Raw genomic sequence first — 22555 nt, forward strand, 5'->3', positions numbered from 1 at the left:
CTCTAGCTAAATTCTTCTCAGCCTTTACAATATCAACATTAGGTAGAACATCTCCCTTATTTTGACTCAAAGGCACGTTGACTATGTTTACCCTCCACACCTCGAATAAAACTGAAAATCTGCTGGCGCATCTGAATAAGGTGTTAGAAATGCAACCTTTATCCAGTCCATTTTCCCGCGACGTGTTTTTAATTCAATCGCAAGGCATGGAGCGTTGGTTATCGCAACGGCTAGCGGATGCGTTCGGCGTTTGCGCGAACGTAGATTTTCTGTTTCCGGGCAAGTTTTACAATCAAATTGCACAAGCGATTGATCCCACACTTGCAAGTGATTTTTTTGAGCGCGAACAGCTGATGTGGCGGCTTGACGCGCGCTTACGTGATCTCAGTCATGCCGAATTGGCGCCGTTACAAACCTATTTGCAAGGCGATCAGTTGGCGATTAAACGCTTTGGTTTGGCGCAACAACTGGCGCAGGTGTTTGACCAATATCAACTGATGCGCTTGGATTTATTAGATCGCTGGCAAGCCGGCCAAACCTTCACAACCCATCCGGCAGAAATCTGGCAACGGCGTTTGTGGCTGGATTTAATCGCTGATACCGAACATCCGCATCGTGGCCAGGCCTGGTTACGGGTGATCGAGCGCCTAAAAAATACCGAACCCAACAACAGCGACTTTGCGCTGCCGGAACGCATTTCGGTCTTTGGATTAACCACCATGCCCCCGCTGTTATTAGATTTTTTGCACGCGCTGGCGCGGCATACCCAGGTGCATTTGTATTTAATGCAGCCTTGCCAACACTATTGGGGCGACATTCGCTCCGGCAAACAAATGCGCATCGAACGCCTGCAAGCCGAACAGCTGGAACAGATTGGCGACATCAGACATCCGCTGTTATCGCTGCTCGGGCAACAAGGGCGTGAGTTTCAACAGATGATTTTGGAGCGCGGCGAACTCGACTGGGAGTTTGACAGTTTTGAGCCGTTTGGCGATGCAAGCGACGATGCCTGCGACGATTCAACCCCGCGCTCGGCACTGGTGCAATTGCAAAACAGTCTGCTTGAAGGTCAGCACACCGATAAAATCGCGGTGCAAGACGACTCGATTCAACTGGTCAGTTGCCACAGCCCGATGCGCGAACTCGAAGTGCTTAAAGACGCGCTCTTAAAGCAACTGGATCAAAATCCGAGCTTAGAACTGCGCGATATTTTGGTGATGGCGCCTGACATTTCGGTGTACGAACCCTTTATCTCGGCAGTGTTTGATAGCGCTTCGTCGAACACACAAAGTGCCTCGCCGACCCAACCCACCTTTCGCTATGCGATTGCCGACCGCAGTTTGCGCTCGTCAAACGAACTACTCGATACCTTAATTAACCTGCTGAACCTATTATCAAGCCGATTTGAATGGCACGCGGTGTTGGATGTTTTAGAGCGCGAATCGGTCTATCCCCGCTTTGATTTGGACGCCGACAGCCTCGCCTATATTCGCAGTTGGGTTGCGCAAACCCATATCCACTGGGGACGCGATGGCGCGCATCGCCAACAACTGCAACTGCCGGCTTTGGAACAAAACACTTGGCACGCGGGCTTAAGCCAAATGATGTGGGGTTTTGTTAAACAAGGCACCGGTTTGGAAATCGAAGGCTCCGCCGCGCAAGCACTCGGCGGCTTGGATGCGTTTGTACGTGAAGTATTGTTTGACTATGCCGAGCGCACCAGCAAACCGTTAAGTTTGCAGGCCTGGTCAACGCTACTGCTCAACCTGATCGACAAAACCCTGCAAGACAATGCCTACCAACAACTCACGCCCTTGCGTGACATTTTGCAACGTTTGGCGCAGATGCCGAGCAACGAAAGCTATCCGCTCAGTGTGATTGTGCGCTGGCTAGATTTGGCGGCGGGTGAACACAAAACCTCACAAGGCTTTTTGGCCGGACAACTGACCTTCTGTTCGATGCTACCGATGCGCTCGATTCCATTTAAAATGATTGCGATTTTGGGACTCAATGACGGTGATTTCCCAAAAATCGACCGCCATCCAAGTTTTGATTTAATGGGCTTGGCGGGACAATTTCGCCAGGGCGACCGTTCTGCACGCCGCGATGACCGTTATCAATTTCTCGACGCGATTTTATCTGCACGTCAGACGCTGTATTTGAGTTATGTCGGCCAATCGATAAAAACCAATGACGATTTACCGCCGTCGGTGGTGGTGAGTGAATTACGCGATGTGCTGGCGCTTACACCGCTGAAAAGACCGCTACACGGCTTTTCGCAAGCCTATTTTTCCTCGACAGCGTCGCCCAAAGCCTTGCGAACCTACCAACCGCGCGCTGCGCGGATTGCGCAGGCGTTTGCCCAGAGTGAACGCTTTAAACAGGCCCCGCGCTGGTGGCAAGGCGCCATTGGCGCTCAAAACTCGGATGAAACCCCGTCAGCAGGCCTGCTTATTGAGGAGCTGGTGCGCTTTGCCGGTGACCCGCCGTTGTATTTTATGCAAAACATCATGGGCATACGCTTTGATGACGTGGCGCAACAACAAAGCGCCAGCGAACCCTTTGCGCTCGATGGTTTGGAAAACTACCATCTCAATCAACGCTTACTGGCCGCCAAACTCAAAGGCGATGCGCAACTCAACGCGCTTGTTGAGCGTCTGCGACACTCCGGCGAATGGTTATCCGGTCAATTTGGTGACATAAAGCTCGACGAGCAACTCAGCGGTTTGCAGGCCATCGCCGCGTTGATTGAGGACACGCTAACGCACATCGGCAAAGCGCAACCCGCCAACTGGCTGGAACTCGATTTGCCTGCCGGACGCCTAAACGGCTGGCGCCAGCATCATGCCAATGGTCAATTGCATTATCGCTACAGCAAACTTAAACCGAAGGATTTCGTGCAGGCCTGGTTGTGGCATTTAACCGGCGATCAACCGACTTGGCTTATTGGTTTGGACAAAAATAATAAACCGCAGGCGTATGCGTTTGCGCCGCTCGATCAAACCGAGCGCATGGCGCAGTTGAACAACTGGTTACAAACCTATCAACACAACGTAACCGAACCCTCGGCACTCATTCTTGAAGCGGCTTGGGCGTATGTCAGCGCCAAAAAACCGGAAAACGCCGAACGCGATGCGCTCAATGCAATGCGTGACAAAGTGGAAGGCACGAAAGACTGGGCTAGCAACACCAGCCGTCCGCCCAAAGCGGAAATCGCCTTGCTGTACCAAGGCATCATGGTCGATGAACTCTACAGCGACGCATTTTTAACCCTCACCGAACAACTGATCACGCCGATCTGGCAAGCGCTGAACGACAAGGAGACGTCTGCAAATGACTAATACATCACCCACCCTTGCGCCGTTTGATGTACTAAACCATCCGCTAAATCCCGGCTCCTGCCTGATTGAAGCCAGCGCCGGCACCGGCAAAACCTTCTCGATTGCGTTTTTGGTGTTGCGTTTAGTGGTGGAAAAAGCACTGCCGATTGAACAGATTTTGATTGTGACCTTTACCGATGCCGCCACCCAAGAGCTGCGCGAACGGGTGCGCCAGCGCTTGGTGGAAGCGAAAAACGCACTCAACGGCGCCACCAGTGAAGATAAGCTGCTCAATGACTGGCTGACTCAATTGGCATCCCAAGTGCAACACGCCGATGCTCAGGCTCGTTTGGTGCAGGCGTTAGCGAACATCGACCAAGCCAGCATCTCGACCATTCACGGTTTTTGTCAAAAAATCCTCACCGAATACCCGCTGGAGAGCGAACAGGCGTTTGGGCAAACCCTCACCACCGATATGACCGGCCTTTACGATGAATTGGTCGCCGACTTTTGGCGCCAAACCGTTTACGAGCGCCCCAAAGAGCAGGTGGCGTTGATCTTAGCGGCGCTGCCTTCACCGAAAAACCTATACAGCCTGCTGTATGACATTAAACAACCCGGCTTGCGTATCACGCCAGAAGTGAAAGACATCGACACGCTTATGCCGGAGTTGCTCGCGCATCAGCAGGCCTGGCAAACCTGGCTTACGCAAACGCAACCGAAAATCGACGCCTTTATCGCCGAGGCACAAGCACATAACTGGATTAATGCGCGCAGTTTAGGCGCGCTGGCTGGACATCAAGCCAATTTCAACAACGACCCACTCACGCTGCTTGATTATTTGGCGAAAGGCACGCCCTTTAACAAACAAGGCAAACCCGCTGCGGCTGAATTCGTTGCCCAGATTCATCCCGGTGACACCCTGCTTACCAACCAAACGCAACTCCACCAGCAACTGAAAATTGCGCTGCAATCGGCGTTTGCCGCGCACTTTCAACAACAACTCAGCGTCAAACTGCAAGCGCAAAACCTGATGAGTTTTGACGATCTCATTCAACGCTTGTATCAGGCTTTGCAACAACCGCAAGCGAGCACACTAATCGAGCGAGTGCGCAGCAGCTATCAAGCGGCGCTAATTGACGAATTCCAAGACACCGACCAATGGCAATGGGGGATTTTTTCCGCGCTGTTTAATCAAAACACACAGACCGCTCAAAATCCGCAAACCGACCCCGCGTATTTGTTTTTAATCGGCGACCCCAAACAAGCGATTTACAAATTCCGTGGTGCCGATATTCACGCCTACTTTGCCGCCGCGAACCAATGCCAAGCGCATTACACCCTCGATACCAACTGGCGTTCACAACCGAATTTAGTGCAAGCGGTGAATCAGGTGTTTGACGTGGACAACCCGTTTCGATTTGACTCACTGCATTTTCAACCGGTCAACGCCGGCGTCAATTCTGACCCACAACTTGCGGCGCAACCGGCGTGGCATTGGCTTACCCTTCCCGATAAAGACGATGGCAAACCCTGGGCCAACAATGCCGCCGAGTCGCTGATTCAACAAAATCTGCTCGCTGAAATCAGCGACTTGTTGCAGCATCACGGCGTGCAACCGAAACAAATCGCGATTTTGGTGCGCGCCAATCATCGTGCTGAATCCTATCGTCAAGCGCTCGCCAAACTCGGCATTCCGGCGGTGATTAAAAGTCGCCAATCCATTTATCAAACCGCACAAGCCGAGCAACTTTATCGGGTGATGGCGGCGATGTTACAGCACAACGACAGCCGCCTGATTAAGCCGTTATTGGCACTCGATTGGTTTGGCTTGAACAGCGAACAGGTGTATCAAGTTCTGCACAGCGATGCCCTTGAACACTGGTTTGAATTGATGCAACGACTCAATCAACTCTGGCACAAAACCTCGTTTATCGCCGCGCTCTATGCACTGCTGGAACAGCAACAGGTATTGGAACATTTAACGAAATTTAACGATGCCGAACGGCGCATTGCCAATATCCAACAACTGGCGGAAATCCTGCAAACTGAAATCCATCAGCGCCATTTAACCCCCGCCAAAACCCTCGATTTTTTGGCGCACCAGCTCACGGAGCCGGATGGCTCGGACGCCACAATTGTCCGCCTCGACCGCGATGACGAAGCCTTGCAAATCGTCACGGTTCACGCCGCCAAAGGCTTGGAATACGACTATGTGTTCTGCCCGGATTTATGGCAAGCCAAAGACCCGGAAAAAAACCCGAAAGACCCGGTACGCGTGTATCAAAATGGCGAATGGCTATTGGATTTGGGTTCCGAGCAATTTGCGCAACACCATGATCAAGCCTATCAAGAACAACAAGCCGAAGACTTGCGTCTGGCCTATGTCGCGCTGACCCGCGCCAAAATCCGCAACACGGTGGTGACCGGCGAAAACTTGAAAGGCTTTGAACTCTCGCCGCTCGGGTATTTGCACCAACAGCCACCGCGCACTGAACGCCATGACAGCCTGTTTACCCGCCGCGAACTCTTACTAGATGCTCAACCGCAGGTTTATCAACCACCCAGTGCGCCACGCGATTACCAGGCCTGCTCAATGCAACGCACTTCGGTGGATACGCGTTATCGACTGTTTAGCTTTACCGGATTGGTCAAAGCCGGTCACAGTGCCGCCAGCACGCCTTCCGCCGAACTTGAAGCCGTTAACGAAACCCCCACCGATAAGGCACAAGAAAACCTGCTGCCACAAGAACCGGCGGCGATCGATGCGTTCGATAAAGAGCGCGATATCGCGCGCGGAGCGGACTTTGGTAATCTGGTACATGACCTATTGGAGCAGCAGGATTTTGCACAACTGGCGCAGGGCGTTGATCCTGAACTGCGCCAAGCGCTGTGCCAAAAATACGGCCTAAAACTCAACCCAAACCAACAACTCGCGTTGGATAACTTAATGCAACGCATCGTCACCACACCACTGCGCAGCGATCAACCCGGTTTAACTCTCGAGCAACTGCCCAGCAATAAGGTGCTGAAAGAAATGGCGTTTTACTATGCGCTCTCGCCTAGCTCGACCTTGCAACTGAACCACGCCATGCCCAGCGACGTGCCGTTTTTACCGCTCAAAGCGCAACAACTGGCCGGCTATCTGAACGGTTTTATCGATTTGGTGTTCGAGCATCAGGGACAGTTTTATCTGCTTGATTACAAAACCAATTACCTCGGTTCCGACCCGAACGACTATACGCCAGACCGGCTGTTTGCAGAAATGCAGCATCACAGTTACGGCTTGCAATTTATGCTTTATTGCCTCGCACTGCATCAATATTTATGCCATCGCTTGCCCGACTACGATTACGAACGCCACTTTGCCGGCGTAGTCTATGGTTTTGTGCGCGGCATGAACGGTGAGAACGCCGACACTGGCGTGTATCACTATCGCCCCAAACTGGCCGACCTTGAACGCTTAGCCGCATGTTTAAGCCCACAATACGCGCCATCACAGGGAGTCGCATCATGAATCCACAACAATCGTTTTTAGATCATCGTTTAGCGGCGTTTTTTACGCCGCACAACCCCGAACTGGCGCAAATCATTAAACAGCTATCGCGCGCGCTCAGTGAAGGTCACAGTTGCATTCAACTCGATGCCGACCAACAAGCGGTGATTCGCGCCAACCCGAGCGAAGCCTGGGTGCTGGATGACGATTTGCTCTATTTCAGCCGCTACCATCAATACGAAACCCAACTGGCGCAACAACTCAAACGCAAAGCCGCTGCCAGCGAGCCGCTGCAATTAAACGCGCAAAGTCTGAACGCGCTGTTTAACGACCCGTTGCAGCAACAAGCCGCTGAATTGGCACTGACCAAACGACTCGCGCTGATTACCGGCGGCCCTGGCACCGGCAAAACCACTACCGTGGTCAAAATTCTCGCCCTACTCATTCAACAACATACCAACGCCACTTTTGCGTTGGCCGCGCCCACCGGCAAAGCGGCGATGCGCTTGCAAGAATCCATCGCCAATAGCAAAGCGCAGCTGACCGATTTGTTTCCAGCCGACCTGCTCGAAAAGATTCCTCACCAAGTCAGTACCTTGCATCGCTTATTGGGCGCACGACCGCTGACGCCGGAATTTAAACACCATGCCGAAAACCCGCTCAGTCACGATGTGCTGGTGGTCGATGAAGCCTCCATGATTGATTTGGCGCTGATGAGTAAATTGGTCAATGCCCTTAAACCGAATGCCAAACTCATTCTGCTCGGCGATAAAGATCAACTCGCCTCGGTCGAATCCGGTGCGGTGCTGTCCGATTGTTATCGCGCCTTAGCCGATAATCGGGTCGAACTGCAAACCACCTACCGCTTTAACGAACAGATCAAACAACTGGCACACGCGGTGAATCAACAAGACGCTAAAAACGTATTGGCACTGTGCAAAGCGGCAGAAAACCGCGACAGCGAAGCCGTCATTGGCTTAAAAAACGTGCAAAAAGCCAGCGAACTGAGCGGCTTTATTCAACGCCATTACCGCGATTATTTTGCCCAAGTGGAAAGCGTTCAGAACGAGCAAGACATTCACGCGCTGTTTCAAACCTTTAACCAATTTAAAATTCTCACCGCGACGCGTGAAGGCGAATTTGGTTTAAGTGCGTTTAATCAGCTTGCGCAACCAGGCCTGGTGACCACGCCATGGTACGCCGGACGCCCAGTAATGATTGACAAAAACGACCCGAGCACCGGTTTATACAACGGCGATATCGGCCTGTGTTTACCGGATATTCACGCACCGAACAGCGGCCAATTGAAAGTGTATTTTCTGCTCGCCAACCAACTGCGTGCGTTTGTGCCCAGTCGCTTACCCAGCCATCAAACCGCGTTTGCGATGACGATTCACAAAAGCCAAGGCTCGGAATTTGCGCACGTGATGATTGCGCTGGGCAACCAGCTCAATAGCCAAACCGAATCCTTAGTGACCAAAGAACTACTCTATACCGCCATCACCCGTGCCAAACGCCAAGTGACACTGGTCGCCAGTGACAGCCTACTCACGCAATGCGTTAACAACGCGATAGCGCGCCACAGTGGTTTAGCGCGGCGTTTGACGTGACTTTTGTTGTAACCAACGATCCAGCTGGTTCGCAAAGGCTTGTCGGTCAGCTTGATTAAAGCTCGCTGGCCCACCGGTTTGAATCCCGCTTGAGCGCAGGTTTTCCATAAAATCACGCATAGTCAAACGCGCCTTAATATTGCTTTCGGTATAGAGTTCGCCACGCGGATTTAGCGCTAAACCGCCTTTGGCAATCACCTCGGCCGCCAGTGGAATATCCGCCGTAATCACCAAATCGCCGGCAGACAGCGCCTGCACAATGTGATTATCGGCGACATCAAAACCTTTAGGCACTTGGATCAAGCGAATATAGGGGCTACCCGCAATGGCCATCGCGTGATTAGCGACCAAGGTCACCGAGGTTTCGGTACGCTTCGCCGCTTTAAAAATGATTTCTTTAATGACCGCCGGACAAGCGTCCGCATCCACCCAAATTTGCATAGTGTTCACTTTTTAATATTACGGCATGACTACCGGGTGCTAAAAATCATAACGCTAGCCAAGCCAGTAGTTTTGATTAGCCATCCAAACCAAACTCATCCTGCTCATAGGATAAACTTCCTATGCGTTAATGCTAAATTGAAAAGTTTGCTTTAACAACGGCTGTAGCTGAACTACTCTGGCGACAGGTTCAGCATCTTTATAACGCCTTGGATCCATGATCACAAAGCCCCAAAACTGTAAAAATCGCTTAATAAACCGTGATTCAATAATTAAGCTTAAACCCTTTTCTGGCGAGAAGTAATCATCCATAGGAAATGCCCTCAGTAAATCTGGAAAGGCTGTCATCACTTCCTCAATCAACAGATCTACACTCTTGTGACTCTGAATGCGCCACAACATAAATACCCAAATGAATCGCAAATCGATATCGTATTCAAAACCGTCGAAGTAGCCCCAGTTATATTGGCTAACAGCGGCTTCTAACATAGGTGTAAAAAATGCCTGTAAACCTAATTGCTGATACTGTTTTTGCGCGGCTTTTTTTACATGATAGCGACCGCTACGTTGATAAATAATGCCGCTAATTTCTGCTAACACCCTCGTGTAGTGCAAGGCATTAAATTTATCTTCATTACTGCCTGCAAACTCACTGATACTGATGTCATCTTCATATTGAGCAACTGAAAAATCAGATAATAATTCACTTGCCTGTTTAACCAACTTTGCCGGTAAGTTGCCTTTAGTTGTGGCTTTAAACGACCCCTCTTGCGCCATCGCCTCATCAAGAATGAGGCCGAGATAACGCATCACAGGGCTGGAGCAAAACTCATCTGGTATGCTGATTGTCACCCACTGTAATTCATCAAAAGGCGCATAAAGCCAATTAGCCATTTGCGTTGGCGTCATGCCACAAAAATCAGATTGTGGTTGATTGTTTCGATCTTTCATTTTGTGTTGCAAAGCGACATTAAGTTCATCAATACTCAAATTTGGACTCATGGCCAGCATAGCTTCTACCTCATCCATAACTTGAGCATGTTGCTTAGATACGTTGTTCATACAACAACGTTTAAATTTTTCACCGCTGCCACAGTGGCAAGGATCGTTACGACCGAGCTTCATGGTTATCCCTTACATGGGTTTAAAAGGCATCTTTTAGCACCTCATCAATGCTAGAGGGCATGGTGTCGCGCGCTATGTTAGATTGTGTGAGTTGATAGAGTCTGTCTAGCGAATCGAGGGTCTGCCAAAGCAACAACAATTGGCGAAATGAAATTTTCCCAGTCAGCTCAAACTTCTTAATCGTGGCCGCAGGCACGCAGCTTCGCTCTGCCAAGGCCGCGCGCGACAGTTTGGCTTGCTGGCGTAACCCACGCAAATAAGCCGCATAAGCTTGGCTTACATCGGTATCATCAAGTAAGGTAAGATTCATCCGCAACAACCTGTTGGATACAGTTATGTCCATTATATGGGTTAAAAGCCATAAATGGCTACCATTATATCCAATTTAATAAAAACACCTCAAACGACAGGCTTTGTTCAATCGTTATACCGTTTTAGACATAACGAAACGGCAAACTAAACCAACCCAAATCGTTACTAAAAATCAAATTAACAATAACTAACCCACCGCCAACTTTGCGGCCTGCTCAACAATCCGCGTAATGCCGCTGATTAGGTTACCCAATTCTGTAGCTACGGTGTTTTGTAGGTCGGTTGATTTCGTCATTATTATCCTTCGCTGACAACTACTGGCACGGTTTGGTATTTCTGTTTTGGGCTACTCGGTTTGTCCGGTAGGGTCATGGTAAGCAGGCCTGCTAACGCCTGCCGACAAGTTTCACCCTCAGTTCAAAAAACCCAATACTTGCTGTATATTGTGCTCAATTCGCTGCATTTCATTAGGTGTTAACAGCGTTAAACAATCAGGTGTGATTCTGCAAATATCCAAGGCTCGTATTTGGTCGCAGAGTGCATCCGATGCTTTGTGCAAGCGATCTCTCGATTGCAATCGAAACCGTAATGGCTCGGCATCGTCTATCAAACTGCTACTCAAGGGTAATACAATCACTGTTGGGTGAGGGAATTCATTAAGCCAGTTGTTTTGCAAAACCAATACCGGTCGCACTTTTCCCGGCTCATTACCTTTTGATGGATGTAAGTTGGCGAGATAAACACCGCCGCGCAGTAGTTGTGGTGCTTCCATCATCACAACCCCTTCAGACCATCTTCCAGTGTTGCTTCCCAATCGTTTAGCTCATCGTATGTCTGTGAACGCACTTTTTTGGCGGCCGCTTGCATTTTGGCCTTTAACAAAGTCTGCTCTTGTTGCTGACGGAAACGCTCAACCGCTTGACGAATCAGCTCACTTTTAGACAGGTGCAACTGCCCCGCTAAATCCACCAGATTTTGCGCAAACTCATCAGATGCTTTAATCGTAATCGTCTTCATCGCCACTCCTTCATAAAGCCTTGGTAATACTTTAGTAACACCGGTATAGCAACACTCGTTAAAACCGACAACGCTAACACCGCAAAGTGTGACCTATCAAAATTTTGTGGATGGTCGGTTAGTACTTGGGAACCCATTTTTTCAAGCCACAAAAAAACCCGCAGAGGCGGGCTTAGGTGTTTGGTGGAGCTGGGCGGATTCGAACCGCCGTCCGGAAAGCATCCATCGGAGAATCTACATGTTTATTTAGTCTACTGATTTAATCAAAACGCTGCCCGACTAGCAGGGAACGCGTCCGACGAGTTTGTCTGTTTTAACCACCATCTACCCAAACACGCGATGTTGGCGATTCCGTGTGAGATGATACGGCGTCGGGTGCCACGAACAACTACCCCGGGCCGCACCAGCGGGATTAAGCCGCTAGAGCGTAGTTATCGTCGTTTGCAACTATAACAATGTGAATTAAGATTTACGTGCATCATTCAGGCACGACATGCCTCTCAAACTTCAATCTCCCCGTCGAAACCAAGTACAGCCCCGCGAGTGACTCATTATTATACGCTAAATTCGATCAAATACCGAACCTTGTTTAGGTAGGAAGAATTTTTCATAGAGTTTCGACGCGTAGTTATTGGTCATACCGGCAATATAGTCACAAATCACCCGTTTACGCGCCCGTTCAGAATCCGCCTGATTAAACTTGGCTAAGGTATTAGCGGGTAATAATCGATCGGCATTGGCCTCAAGTGCTTCAAATAGGGTCATCACAATCAGTTGCCCCTTGTACTCCATCCCCTTCACTTCAGGAATGGTGATGACATTTTTAAACACGAATTGTTTTAACAGTTCTAACACTTGCGCTTGTGCCGTCGGTAAGCAGGCCTGGTAACGCAATAGTGGATGCGCGAATTGATCACGCTCAATCACAAAAATCTCTTCCACCATAATGCCAACCATTTTTGATACCGCATGTTTGCGCTGCTTGGAGCTGCCGCTAAACAATCGCTCGGTCATGGTGTTATCCCATAAACGATGCGCTATAAAATGCGGATGCTCCATCACTTCGGCTTGCCACAGATCACGCGTGACCATTTTCATCGCCACCGCATCTTCTAAATCATGGATGCCATAGGCAATGTCATCAGCCAGCTCCATAATCGTGGTGTCGAAGGCTTTAAATTGGGTGCGAACCCGTTGGGTTGATGCGGGATCAATTGGCGGTTTGATGGCTAAAAACACCGCTCGATCCTGCTCACTAAAGGGCGATAACACCCAGTCAACCACCGATGCTTCTTCTTGATATAAACACTTAGGCGGATGCCAAGGTTTCATATTCCAGGTTTTAAAGTCGGTGATAGTAGGTAGGTTTAAGCAGGCCTGGTAAGCGGCATCTTGTTGGATAATATCCTCATAAATTGCTGGATACTTCATTACACCTAGCGTTGCACGCCGAGTTAGGTCTAGGCCATTTTGAGGCGTGTATTCGCCCAAGTAAGCCAAAATACGCAAGGTTTGCGCATTACCTTCAAAACCACCATGATGACGCATCATGTAGTTAAGCGCCACTTCACCACCATGCCCAAAGGGTGGATGACCCAGATCATGCGCTAAACAAATCGCTTCAATTAAATAGGGCGAGGGTAACCAGGCCTGGTAATGGTCGGCCTCTTCACGCAAGGCTAAATGCTCGACAATACCTGAGCCAATTTGCGCCACTTCCATTGAATGGGTTAAACGTGTGCGAAAAAAATCCGACTCATTTAAGCCGAAAATTTGCGTTTTGGACTGTAGGCGTCGAAAGGAAGCCGAATGAATAACACGAGCGCGATCACGCTGATAGGCCATATGCGGTGGGCGCGCCGATTTACGTGCCGGATCGAGCATTTCGGTGAATTTTTCCACCCAAATGCGTGCATCATCTTGACTGAAGGTTGCGTCACCCATCGCCATCACTTAGCCTTGCTCTGCCCGAGCGGCGATAAAATCCAAGGCCATTTGTAAACGGACGATACAACGATGCTGACCAATTAACGCCGCCGTTGCATCAATAGACGGCGACTGGCCTGCGCCGGTTATCGCAACTCGCAAAGGCATCCCCACCTTGCCCATACCTATATCTAGCTCGGTTGCGGTATCCTGAATCGCTTGATGAATATTGGCCGTATCCCACGTTTTTAGCTGGCTAAATTTTTGTAACAACTTAGCCAATGGCTCAGCCGCCACCGGACGCAAATGCTTTTTAGCCGCTGTCGCATCAAACTCGGTAAAATCTTGATAAAAGTACAACGCACTGTCGGCCATTTCAGTCAAGTCACGCGCACGCTCTCGCAGTAAATCAGCCACTTGATCTAGTGCCGGGCCTTGCGATAAATCACAGCCCCGCTCGGCCATAAAATGTGATAAGTGTCTGGTTAAATGTCCCCCTGCAGCTTGCTGAATATGCTGCTGATTGACCCAAATACATTTTTCTTCATTAAATGTGGAAGGCGCCGCATTAACCGAATCCAAATCAAAGGCTTCGACCATTTGATCCATTGAAAATATTTCTTGATCGCCATGTGACCAGCCTAGTCTTACTAGGTAATTGAGTAGTGCTTCTGGCAGGTAACCTTCTTCTTTATATTGTAAGACACTCACCGCACCATGACGCTTTGACAAACGCGCACCATCTGAGCCTAATACCATGGGTATATGCGCATACTTTGGAATCGGCGCGCCTAGCGCTTTGAGAATATTAATTTGGCGAGGGGTATTGTTTAAATGATCATCACCGCGAATAACGTGGGTAATGCCCATGTCCCAGTCATCCACTACGACTGTTAGATTATAAGTCGGCGTGCCATCAGAACGGGCAATAATTAAGTCATCTATTTCGGCATTTTTGACCGTCACTTGGCCTTTAACCATATCATCAATTACCACTTTGCCATCCAGCGGATTTTTAAAGCGCACGACTGGTTTAATGCCTTCAGGTGGCGTACCGGTAAAATTACGATAGCGGCCATCGTAACGCGGTTTTTCACCCTTCTGCCGTTGCTGCTCACGCATCGCATCTAACTCTTCGGGTGATGCATAACAATAATAAGCATCGCCTTGCGCTAAGAGTTGTGATACAACCGCTTTATAGCGATCAAAGTGGTGCGTTTGATAAAAAGGACCATGATCGTAATCCAAGCCTAACCAAGCCATCCCTTCCAAAATGGCATTCACTGATTCTTGTGTGGAGCGCTCTAGATCTGTGTCTTCAATTCGTAAAATAAACTCGCCGCCCATTTTGCGTGCATATAACCATGAGAATAAGGCGGTACGAACGCCACCAATGTGTAGATAACCGGTTGGACTTGGGGCAAATCGAGTGCGAATCACAGCAGACTCCTTATCAAAAAATAAGACTGAATTATAACCATCCTTAGCCCTTAAAGCGACTATTGCTTAGCGCCCATCTTGAACTGATTGTTTGAGTCGAATAATACCTTGATCAACTAGTCTTTCGGCTGGCTCAGACTCCAATAGGGGTAATTGTTCAACAAGCGCTAAGGGCACAAGCCATACACTTAGTTGGTCACCCGGTTGTAAATAACACTGCTCCCCAAAGGTGGTGTAACGCGTTGCACCCAACGACACGATGAGTTGCTTGGGATAATCTAAGGCCTGTAATATCGCCGGCATATCTTCCAACGGGCCTTCATCTAACTGAGTGTTTAACTGTTTAAGTATCCAGTTTATTAATCGTTCATTCCAATAACTATAGTGCTTAACCGGTGTCGTTTGACCATAGGCTTGCAGCAGGCCTGCTCGTTGGTGATAACAGGCAATGGCATAGTTTTGCAAATCGCTATGCTCGCCCCAATTTTCAAGCTTAAACCAGTGTTGCGCAATGCCGGTTGAAGCAGGCCCCCAGTTTTTCTTGACGCTGATTTTGGGCGCATGAATCCGATTAGAACAATCATTAAATGCGCTAAAGGCAACAGGCGCTAATCCAGTTACCTGCCCCGTTGCATCATAAAAAACATCCAACAACAGTGCGAGCTCAGGTTCAATTTGCAACTTGGGAAGCGGATCTGTTTGACTAAAATCAGCCACAATCTGCTCATGAGAAAGCGGATAAACTCCCAAAAAGCTTGGCTGGTCGGGCAGATAGATTGGAAACAAACCTTTTGGCGCTTCAACTGATTCAGTGGCAATGGCGATAAAATCAGCTGCCTCACCCGCCTGATTTAAGTGTTCAGCAAAATTACCTGCAATACCTAACACAGGTAAGGCGGCTAATTGTGCCTGACTTAATTGAAACGCCATTAACTGCGTGTGATCACTCATTCCTTCGCCTCGCTGCGCGATGGATTTAAACTATCCTGCAGGCCTGCTGGCATAGACTTTATATATAAATCATGCTTGCTGTATGGAATTTCGATACCGGCTTGTTGAAAGCGTTTGAAAATTGTGGTGTTTAAACTATCAAGCACTCGCGAACGTATTTCAGGGTCAGCAATCCATACCCGCAATGAAAAATCTAAACTTGACGCACCAAAGCCCATAAACCTGACTGCGGGCACCGGGTCTTGCAATACTTGTGGGTCTGCTTGGGCAATCTCGAGCAGGATTTGGCGAACCTGATCAATATCACTATCATAAGATACCCCGACATTAACACTCATGCGCATACTGACAAAACGACCCGATGATTGGTTAACGACTTTGCCGTTGGCTAGCACGGAGTTGGGAATATTAATCTCGACATCATCTCGGGTCAAAATTCGGGTCGAGCGCAAACCAATTTGCGTCACCTTGCCACGATCCGTGCCATCCACCACAATGTAGTCGCCGATTTTAAAGGGTGAATCGGCCATGATAAACAAACCGGATAAAATATTGGCGAGCGTATCGCGAGCGGCAAAACCAACTGCAATACCTATAACACCGGCCGAAGCGAGCCAAGCGGTCATATTTATATTCCAGGTTAAAAACAATAAATACACCACCACTAAAATAATCAACACCGCCGACAAGTTATCCAACACCGGCAAGGTTTGTGGTCGAATAAATGACCCTTCTTGCTGACGGGTGCTTTGCAATTTCAAGCCAAATTGCGAAGCACGATAAATAAACTGCCCCCAAATTAAAATATTAATACTGGTTAAAATACGATTGGCGTAGAGTAATAGCTCATCAGGCAGATTAAATTGCAAATTCATAATCGTACTAATCGCAATAAACACCACCGACACCATAATGGGCAATCGAATATGGGTCAGCGCAAAGGCTAAAATCTCGCGATTTTTTTGTATCGCCCAACGCTTGGGGCCGAGTGTAATAGCCAAATTAATCATCCAAGCGGCCACCACCGCGATCAATAAATATCCCACTGCCAACAGAATAGGATGGGTAATGCCAATACTGCCTAACCAGGTTTCCATGATGCGCCTTACTCCTGAGTTGATGTTTTTTATTAAGGCGCTATTTTGCGGGATAACCGGCAGAATTAGCAAGTTATCTGCGCTTTAAGGCATAATAACGTTCATTAGATAAACGTAACTTTTGTAATACTCTAGGATAATGATGAACCCACTCCACTACCAACTAACCCTGCACGACTACCGCTCACACCGTTTTGCCATCACCTTAATTATTGAACAACCCGATCCAGTTGGCCAATTGCTTCGGTTGCCCAAGTGGATTCCCGGCAGTTACATGATTCGCGATTTTAGTAAACACATTATTAATGTGCGCGCGACCACATTTGATGGTGAGGCCTTGAAGGTTAGCGTGGTCGATCCGAGCCATTGGCAAGTGGCACCGCATCATGGCAGCATCAAAGTTCATTATGAAGTCTATGCTTGGGACTTGTCAGTCCGGGGCGCACATTATGATCAACAACACGCTTTTTTAAATGGCACCAGTTGTTTTTTAGAAGTGGTTGGTCAAAGCCAGCAACCACAAACCTTGGACCTTCTTGCTGATGAGTGGGCACAGCATCAGGCCTGGTCAGTGGCGACCACCTTGCCAGCGCTAGCGGTTAATCAACAGGGATTTGGGCGCTATCAGGCTGCAAACTATGCCGAGCTGATTGACCACCCCATTGAAATGGCCAAATTTGCTGAGCTGCGTTTTGAAGCGGGCGGAATTGAACACCGGATGGTTTTAACCGGTGTGCATGATGCCGATTTGGATAGGATTGCCGCGGACTTAGCCCCGATTTGTGCCGCCCAATTAGCTTTTTTTGGCCAGCCCGCTCCCTTTGAGCGCTATATTTTTATGGTGATGGTAACCGGTAATGGTTACGGTGGCTTAGAACATCGCAGTTCTACGGCTTTAATGTGTTCGCGCGATAGTCTACCCTATCAAGGCATGGGCGAACCCAGTGATAAATACCAACAATTTTTAGAACTTTGCTCACACGAATATTTCCACAGCTGGAATGTTAAACGTATTCAACCGGCACGGTTACAACAAAGTGATTTGCAGAGCCCTGCGACTACGCAATTGCTTTGGTGGTTTGAGGGGGCGACCTCTTACTACGACCTGTTATTTTTGTATCGGGCAGGCACGATAGATCATCCAACCTACCTTAATAAACTCGCAGAACAGTTAACTCGTGTTTATCGAATGCCAGGACGCTTTCAGCAAAGCCTGGCCGACGCGAGTAAGCAGGCCTGGACTAAATTCTATCAACAAGATGAAAATGCCCCCAATGCGATTATTAGTTACTACACCAAAGGGGCCCTAGCGGTTATTGCGCTTGATTTAACCCTGCGCATTCGCACGAAAGGACAAAAAAACCTAGATGATCTAATGCGACTGTTGTGGCAAGACTACGGCATAACAGAGCAGGGGTTGACTGAACACACGATTGAACAACTAGCAAGTCAACTCGCAGGTAGTGATCTCAACGAATTCTTTAATCAGGCACTTTATGCCACAGAGGACCTACCGCTTGAACAATTATTTGCTCAAGTTGGTGTTAATTTTTCCTTGCGCCCACCCTACGCGAGCCAGGATTTGGGCGGTCCGCATGATAAAGCCACTGAAGCAGGTACCAAACCCTATTTAAACTTAGGCGCCAATTTAGTGAACAGCACCAACAACAGCGTTAAGCTGACCCATGTGTGGCATGAGCGTCCAGCCCATCGTGCCGGGTTAAGTGGTGGTGATGAAATCATTGCCCTTGATGGGATCCGCATGAACAATGCCAGCCAACTAGAGGCCTATTTACAACGTCGTCCTGTCGGCGATCGTTTGACCTGCCACTATTTTAGGCGTGATGAGCTTGGTCAGACAGAAATCACATTAGATATACCACCCGCTGACCGTGTAGTACTTAGCCCAACAACGCCATGTAACTGGCCGGAGAAATAGTGATGGATAGCCCGTTAATTGAACGAGTAAATGAATTAGAAATGTTGGTGGCTTACCAAGATGACACCTTGCAGGCCACCCAACAAACTTTACAAATTCAGCAGCGCCAAATTCAACACTTAGAGCGACAGTTAAACTTGCTCACCGACTACCTCAAATCTCTTAAAGAGCCTCAAATTAAGGCCCTAAACGAAGAAACCCCACCCCCTCATTACTGAAGAAGCGGGGTTTCAGCTCATCATCAAGAAAGCGTGAGTTGACGGAATAACTTAAAAAATTTCTTCCAAAATCAAGGTTTCTGCACGGTCAGGTCCGGTTGATAAAATGGTCACCGGCACCCCTACCGCCTGCTCTAGGAAGCGAATGTAGTGCTTAGCCTGCTCGGGCAAGGCTTCCCAGCTAGCAATCCCCACTGTTGATGACTGCCAACCTGGCATGGTCTCATAGACCGGTTCACACTGCGCATACTCATCGGCACTTGCTGGCGGTAGATCGAGCCGTTGACCTTGATAACGATAAGCGGTACAAACCTTTATTTCTTGTAACTCATCCATCACATCAAGCTTGGTTAAACATATCCCGGTTAAACCATTAATTTGTGCGGAACGGCGCAAGGCGACCGCATCAAACCAGCCACAGCGGCGCTGACGACCCGTTGTCGCACCGAATTCAAAACCACGTTGCCCCAACTCCTTACCAATCGCATCGCCTTTATCGTCTTCAACTGAATAAACTAACTCTGTTGGGAAGGGCCCACCCCCGACACGCGTTGCATAAGCTTTAGTAATCCCAAGCACATAATCCAATGCCGTCGGGCCAATGCCTGCACCTGACGCCGCACCACCTGCCGTGGTATTAGACGAGGTTACATAAGGATAGGTGCCGTGATCTATATCTAATAAAGTGCCTTGCGCACCTTCAAATAAAATATTTTGACCTTTTGCATTGAGTTCAGCAATCACGGCAGGCACATCTGCTAGCATCGGTACAATCAAGGCGGCATAGCTTTGGCATTTTTGCCATAAATGATCAAAGTCAACCGCTTCAACTTTAAAATACTCAGTTAACATAAAATTGTGATAAGCAACCGTTTCCGCTAACAGTTGCTTGAATTTGGTCATGTCTTTCAAATCACCGGCACGTAAGCCGCGACGAGCAACCTTATCTTCATAAGCCGGCCCAATACCACGCCCCGTTGTACCAATCGCTTGATTGCCCCTCGCACGCTCTCGTGCCTGATCAATCGCAACATGATAATCAAGAATTAAAGGACAAGCATCACTTACTTTTAGACGATTGCGAACATTAAGACCATTACCTTCGAGCTCTGCTACTTCTTTTTGAAGCGCATCTGGCGCCAGTACCACACCGTTGCCAATCAGACAATCCACGTGCTCACGAAGGATGCCGGAAGGAATAAGATGTAATACCGTTTTCTGACCATCAATAACAAGCGTATGGCCTGCATTATGTCCACCTTGGAATCGTACCACCGCAGCAACCCGATCCGTTAAAAGATCCACGATCTTGCCCTTACCCTCGTCGCCCCATTGGGTGCCTACTACCACTAGATTACGTTTGCTCATGTATTTAATCTTCTACTCTTTAATCTTAATAACCCACTGACCATCTTGGTTGAGCAATTGTTGCGCACCTGCGGGGATGTCAGCTATCTGATAAGCACGGATCACACGTTTACCCGATATTTTTAATTCATTAACCTGTTCTAGCCATGATTCAGAGGCTTCAAAAATCGCATAGACAGGTGTATCCGTAACAGACTGATCTGCAAGACTATCTATTAGATTACGTAAATCAATACTGAAGCCAGTCGCTGGATAATCAGCGCCAAAAGCAGAACATACACGATCATAGCGACCGCCTTTAGCAATAAGTATCGAACTTACATTAGCTTGATAGCATGCGAATATTAAGCCCGTGTGATATTGAAAACCACGTAAATCTGCCAAGTCTAAATGAATGTCAATCCCTTTTAGGCCAACAAAGTAATCCACCACTAAATTCAAGTCTTGCAAACACTGATCTAATTCAGCATCAAGTCCAAGTAATGATTGACTTGCCGCAGTTAGTACATCAGTCGCCTCACCCGTAAAGGTAATTAAGCTGGCAAAAGCCAATGTAAGGGAAGCTGAAAACGCTTGCTTGTCTAACCAGGCCTGGTATTCAGGTAGCGCTTTGCGTTTTAGAATATCAACCAATTCATTTTGATTGCTCGTATCTAATTGGGCTAGGTTCATTAAACGTTGCACAATACCAACATGACCTAAACTTAATGATACATTTGAAAAACCAAGTGCTTGTGATCCCGAGAGCATCAAGTCAATCATCTCGATATCACTGGCAATACCCTGATGACCAAATAATTCTGCACCGACTTGTATCGGGCTTCTCGAACCTTTGGCTTTATTATTACGTGATTTTAAAACCTCACCGACATAGCACAAACGTGTAATTGCATTAGCACTTGGCTTAAGTCTATTACTCACAATACGGGCTACTTGCGGTGTCATGTCTGCACGCACCCCCATCATCCGACCACTCTCGTTATCAGTGAAACGACACGTATCCAGTGCCAGTTTTCGTCCAGTACCTGTTAACAAAGAGTCTGTAAATTCGGCCACAGGCGGCAGAACCAAGTCGTAACCGGCTGAGGTAAATGTGTCCACTAAATGACGACGATAGAATTCTAATCGTGCCGCTTGTGGCGGAAGAAGGTCTTCAATCCCCTCTGGGGTTAACCATATATTTTGTTGCATAACTTTCATCTTATATTAAAAATTTAACCCCACAGCATTAACATAGCCAGGCCAATTAGAACAAGTGCCAAGCCTGTCATACGGAGATGATTAAGTGGTAAATTAGCCGCACTTAGAACCATTCTTCGCCATAATTTTGGAAATAACAAAGGTAACAAACCTTCAATTATTAACACTAATGCAAAAGCTGTTATTAAGGCGGTGGCTAACATCTTGAGGTATCCAAAAAAAAGGTGGGCTAGCCCACCTTCTTGATTAACGTGTTAAGTGTTTAAAGAAATCCAAGTTAGGATCTAACACTATCATGTCGCTTTTAGACGAGAATGACTCTTGGTAGGCATTCAAACTCTGATAGAAAGAGTAGAACTCAGGATCAATACCATAGGCTTCTGCATATATAGAAGCAGCAATGGCATCCCCTTCACCTCGCGTTTGCTCTGCTTCTCGGAAGGCCTCTGCTAGTAATACTGTGCGTTGACGGTCTGCATCAGCACGAATACGTTCAGCTGATTCGCCACCCAAAGAGCGAAGGTCGGCCGCCACACGTTGACGTTCTGCTTCCATACGACGGAATACTGATTCACTAATGTCGCGAGGTAAGTCAATACGCTTCAAACGCACATCGACCACCTCGATACCAAATTGGATAGCTTCTCTGTTAGCTTGGCGAGTAATGTTGTCAGCAATGGCAACACGTTCACCTGAAACAATATCTTCAACCGTACGTGAACCAAACTGTGAGCGTAAACCATCTTTAATAATTTGAGACAAACGTTGATTCGCTAAGGTGAAGTCGCCACCCATTGCAGTGTAGAAGCGTTCCGCACTCGTCACACGCCACTTGATGTATGAATCTACTTCAAGGTTCTTTAACTCACCCGTCAAATAACGCTCTGGCGTCGCATCTAAAGTTTGAATACGCTGATCGTAGGTTCTTACATTGTTTACAAATGGCATCTTAACGTGTAAGCCAGGTTGAAGGTCAGATCTGACAATTTCACCTAAGCGGAACACGACGCCGGTTTCCGACTCTTGCACAACAAATAACGAATTACTGCCGATGAAGAGTACTGCTGCGATACCAAGTCCTAAAATCGCTTTCAT

18 protein-coding genes, 1 other RNA gene and 1 pseudogene are annotated in these 22555 nt (G+C 48.2%); 5 read left to right on the plus strand and 15 right to left on the minus strand.

Annotation, left to right across the window (positions count from 1 at the left end):
* The first annotated feature begins 83 nt into the window (after positions 1 to 83).
* Genes recC through recD form a run of 3 tightly spaced genes read left to right on the plus strand, consistent with a single transcriptional unit; the run spans position 84 to position 8426 of the window.
* Positions 84 to 3341 (plus strand): exodeoxyribonuclease V subunit gamma, encoded by a 3258-nt coding sequence (gene recC, locus BM293_RS07000; protein ID WP_093447970.1) that lies wholly within the window; start codon positions 84 to 86, stop codon positions 3339 to 3341.
* The gene (gene recB, locus BM293_RS07005; RefSeq protein WP_093447972.1) at positions 3334 to 6837 is read left to right on the plus strand and encodes an exodeoxyribonuclease V subunit beta; all 3504 of its coding nucleotides are present in this window, start codon (positions 3334 to 3336) and stop codon (positions 6835 to 6837) included. The genes recC and recB overlap by 8 nt, the downstream gene beginning before the upstream one ends.
* Positions 6834 to 8426: an exodeoxyribonuclease V subunit alpha gene (gene recD, locus BM293_RS07010; RefSeq protein ID WP_093447973.1), complete on the plus strand. Its 1593-nt coding sequence runs from the start codon at positions 6834 to 6836 to the stop codon at positions 8424 to 8426. The genes recB and recD overlap by 4 nt, the downstream gene beginning before the upstream one ends.
* Here recD and BM293_RS07015 read toward each other — a convergent pair.
* The 11 genes and pseudogenes from BM293_RS07015 to BM293_RS07060 all read right to left on the minus strand — a co-directional run bounded on the left by BM293_RS07015 (position 8406) and on the right by BM293_RS07060 (position 16735).
* Positions 8406 to 8867, minus strand: a complete 462-nt coding sequence (locus tag BM293_RS07015) for a YaiI/YqxD family protein (protein WP_006461063.1) — start codon at positions 8865 to 8867, stop codon at positions 8406 to 8408. The two genes, recD and BM293_RS07015, sit on opposite strands and share 21 nt — an antisense overlap.
* A 120-nt stretch (positions 8868 to 8987) precedes the next feature.
* Positions 8988 to 9992 carry a YecA family protein gene (locus tag BM293_RS07020; RefSeq protein WP_093447975.1) on the minus strand — a complete coding sequence of 335 codons (1005 nt, stop codon included), beginning with the start codon at positions 9990 to 9992 and terminating at the stop codon, positions 8988 to 8990.
* A 19-nt stretch (positions 9993 to 10011) separates the two neighbouring features.
* A complete protein-coding gene (locus tag BM293_RS07025; RefSeq protein WP_093447976.1) occupies positions 10012 to 10302 on the minus strand; it encodes a helix-turn-helix domain-containing protein in 291 nt (96 codons plus the stop codon).
* Between the two features lie 299 nt (positions 10303 to 10601).
* Positions 10602 to 10688 (minus strand): annotated as a pseudogene (locus tag BM293_RS10455) (Fic family protein); the annotation flags it as partial.
* A 28-nt stretch (positions 10689 to 10716) separates the two neighbouring features.
* A complete protein-coding gene (locus BM293_RS07030) occupies positions 10717 to 11079 on the minus strand; it encodes a type II toxin-antitoxin system PemK/MazF family toxin (RefSeq protein WP_093447978.1) in 363 nt (120 codons plus the stop codon).
* Positions 11079 to 11321, minus strand: coding sequence for a ribbon-helix-helix domain-containing protein (locus BM293_RS07035; protein ID WP_093447979.1), 243 nt, complete (start codon positions 11319 to 11321; stop codon positions 11079 to 11081). Before BM293_RS07035 ends, BM293_RS07030 begins: the two co-directional genes overlap by 1 nt.
* Positions 11322 to 11502: 181 nt before the next feature.
* Positions 11503 to 11860, minus strand: a transfer-messenger RNA (tmRNA) gene (ssrA, locus tag BM293_RS07040).
* Between the two features lie 22 nt (positions 11861 to 11882).
* Positions 11883 to 13271 (minus strand): anti-phage deoxyguanosine triphosphatase, encoded by a 1389-nt coding sequence (locus tag BM293_RS07045; RefSeq protein WP_093447981.1) that lies wholly within the window; start codon positions 13269 to 13271, stop codon positions 11883 to 11885.
* Between the two features lie 3 nt (positions 13272 to 13274).
* A complete protein-coding gene (gltX, locus tag BM293_RS07050) occupies positions 13275 to 14687 on the minus strand; it encodes a glutamate--tRNA ligase (RefSeq protein ID WP_093447983.1) in 1413 nt (470 codons plus the stop codon).
* A 66-nt stretch (positions 14688 to 14753) separates the two neighbouring features.
* Positions 14754 to 15638 carry a DUF5718 family protein gene (locus BM293_RS07055; protein ID WP_093447984.1) on the minus strand — a complete coding sequence of 295 codons (885 nt, stop codon included), beginning with the start codon at positions 15636 to 15638 and terminating at the stop codon, positions 14754 to 14756.
* The gene (locus tag BM293_RS07060; protein ID WP_093447986.1) at positions 15635 to 16735 is read right to left on the minus strand and encodes a mechanosensitive ion channel family protein; all 1101 of its coding nucleotides are present in this window, start codon (positions 16733 to 16735) and stop codon (positions 15635 to 15637) included. Before BM293_RS07060 ends, BM293_RS07055 begins: the two co-directional genes overlap by 4 nt.
* Before the next feature lie 139 nt (positions 16736 to 16874).
* On the opposite strand from BM293_RS07060, the gene BM293_RS07065 reads away from it, so the two are divergent.
* Positions 16875 to 18674, plus strand: a complete 1800-nt coding sequence (locus tag BM293_RS07065; protein ID WP_234968938.1) for a M61 family metallopeptidase — start codon at positions 16875 to 16877, stop codon at positions 18672 to 18674.
* A gap of 2 nt (positions 18675 to 18676) precedes the next feature.
* Positions 18677 to 18892, plus strand: a complete 216-nt coding sequence (locus tag BM293_RS07070) for a SlyX family protein (RefSeq protein ID WP_093447989.1) — start codon at positions 18677 to 18679, stop codon at positions 18890 to 18892.
* Between the two features lie 51 nt (positions 18893 to 18943).
* Here BM293_RS07070 and BM293_RS07075 read toward each other — a convergent pair whose 3' ends face one another.
* The 4 genes from BM293_RS07075 to hflC are packed head-to-tail and all read right to left on the minus strand — an operon-like array spanning position 18944 to position 22555.
* Complete coding sequence (locus tag BM293_RS07075; RefSeq protein WP_093447991.1) at positions 18944 to 20260, minus strand: adenylosuccinate synthase; 1317 nt, start codon at positions 20258 to 20260, stop codon at positions 18944 to 18946.
* Positions 20261 to 20272: 12 nt separating this feature from the next.
* Positions 20273 to 21451 (minus strand): ATP phosphoribosyltransferase regulatory subunit, encoded by a 1179-nt coding sequence (locus BM293_RS07080; protein WP_093447992.1) that lies wholly within the window; start codon positions 21449 to 21451, stop codon positions 20273 to 20275.
* Between the two features lie 23 nt (positions 21452 to 21474).
* Positions 21475 to 21663 carry a DUF2065 domain-containing protein gene (locus BM293_RS07085; RefSeq protein ID WP_093447994.1) on the minus strand — a complete coding sequence of 63 codons (189 nt, stop codon included), beginning with the start codon at positions 21661 to 21663 and terminating at the stop codon, positions 21475 to 21477.
* A gap of 43 nt (positions 21664 to 21706) precedes the next feature.
* Complete coding sequence (gene hflC / locus BM293_RS07090; RefSeq protein WP_093447995.1) at positions 21707 to 22555, minus strand: protease modulator HflC; 849 nt, start codon at positions 22553 to 22555, stop codon at positions 21707 to 21709.

The organism is Thiomicrospira sp. ALE5 (assembly GCF_900112445.1).
Taxonomy (GTDB): domain Bacteria; phylum Pseudomonadota; class Gammaproteobacteria; order Thiomicrospirales; family Thiomicrospiraceae; genus Thiomicrospira.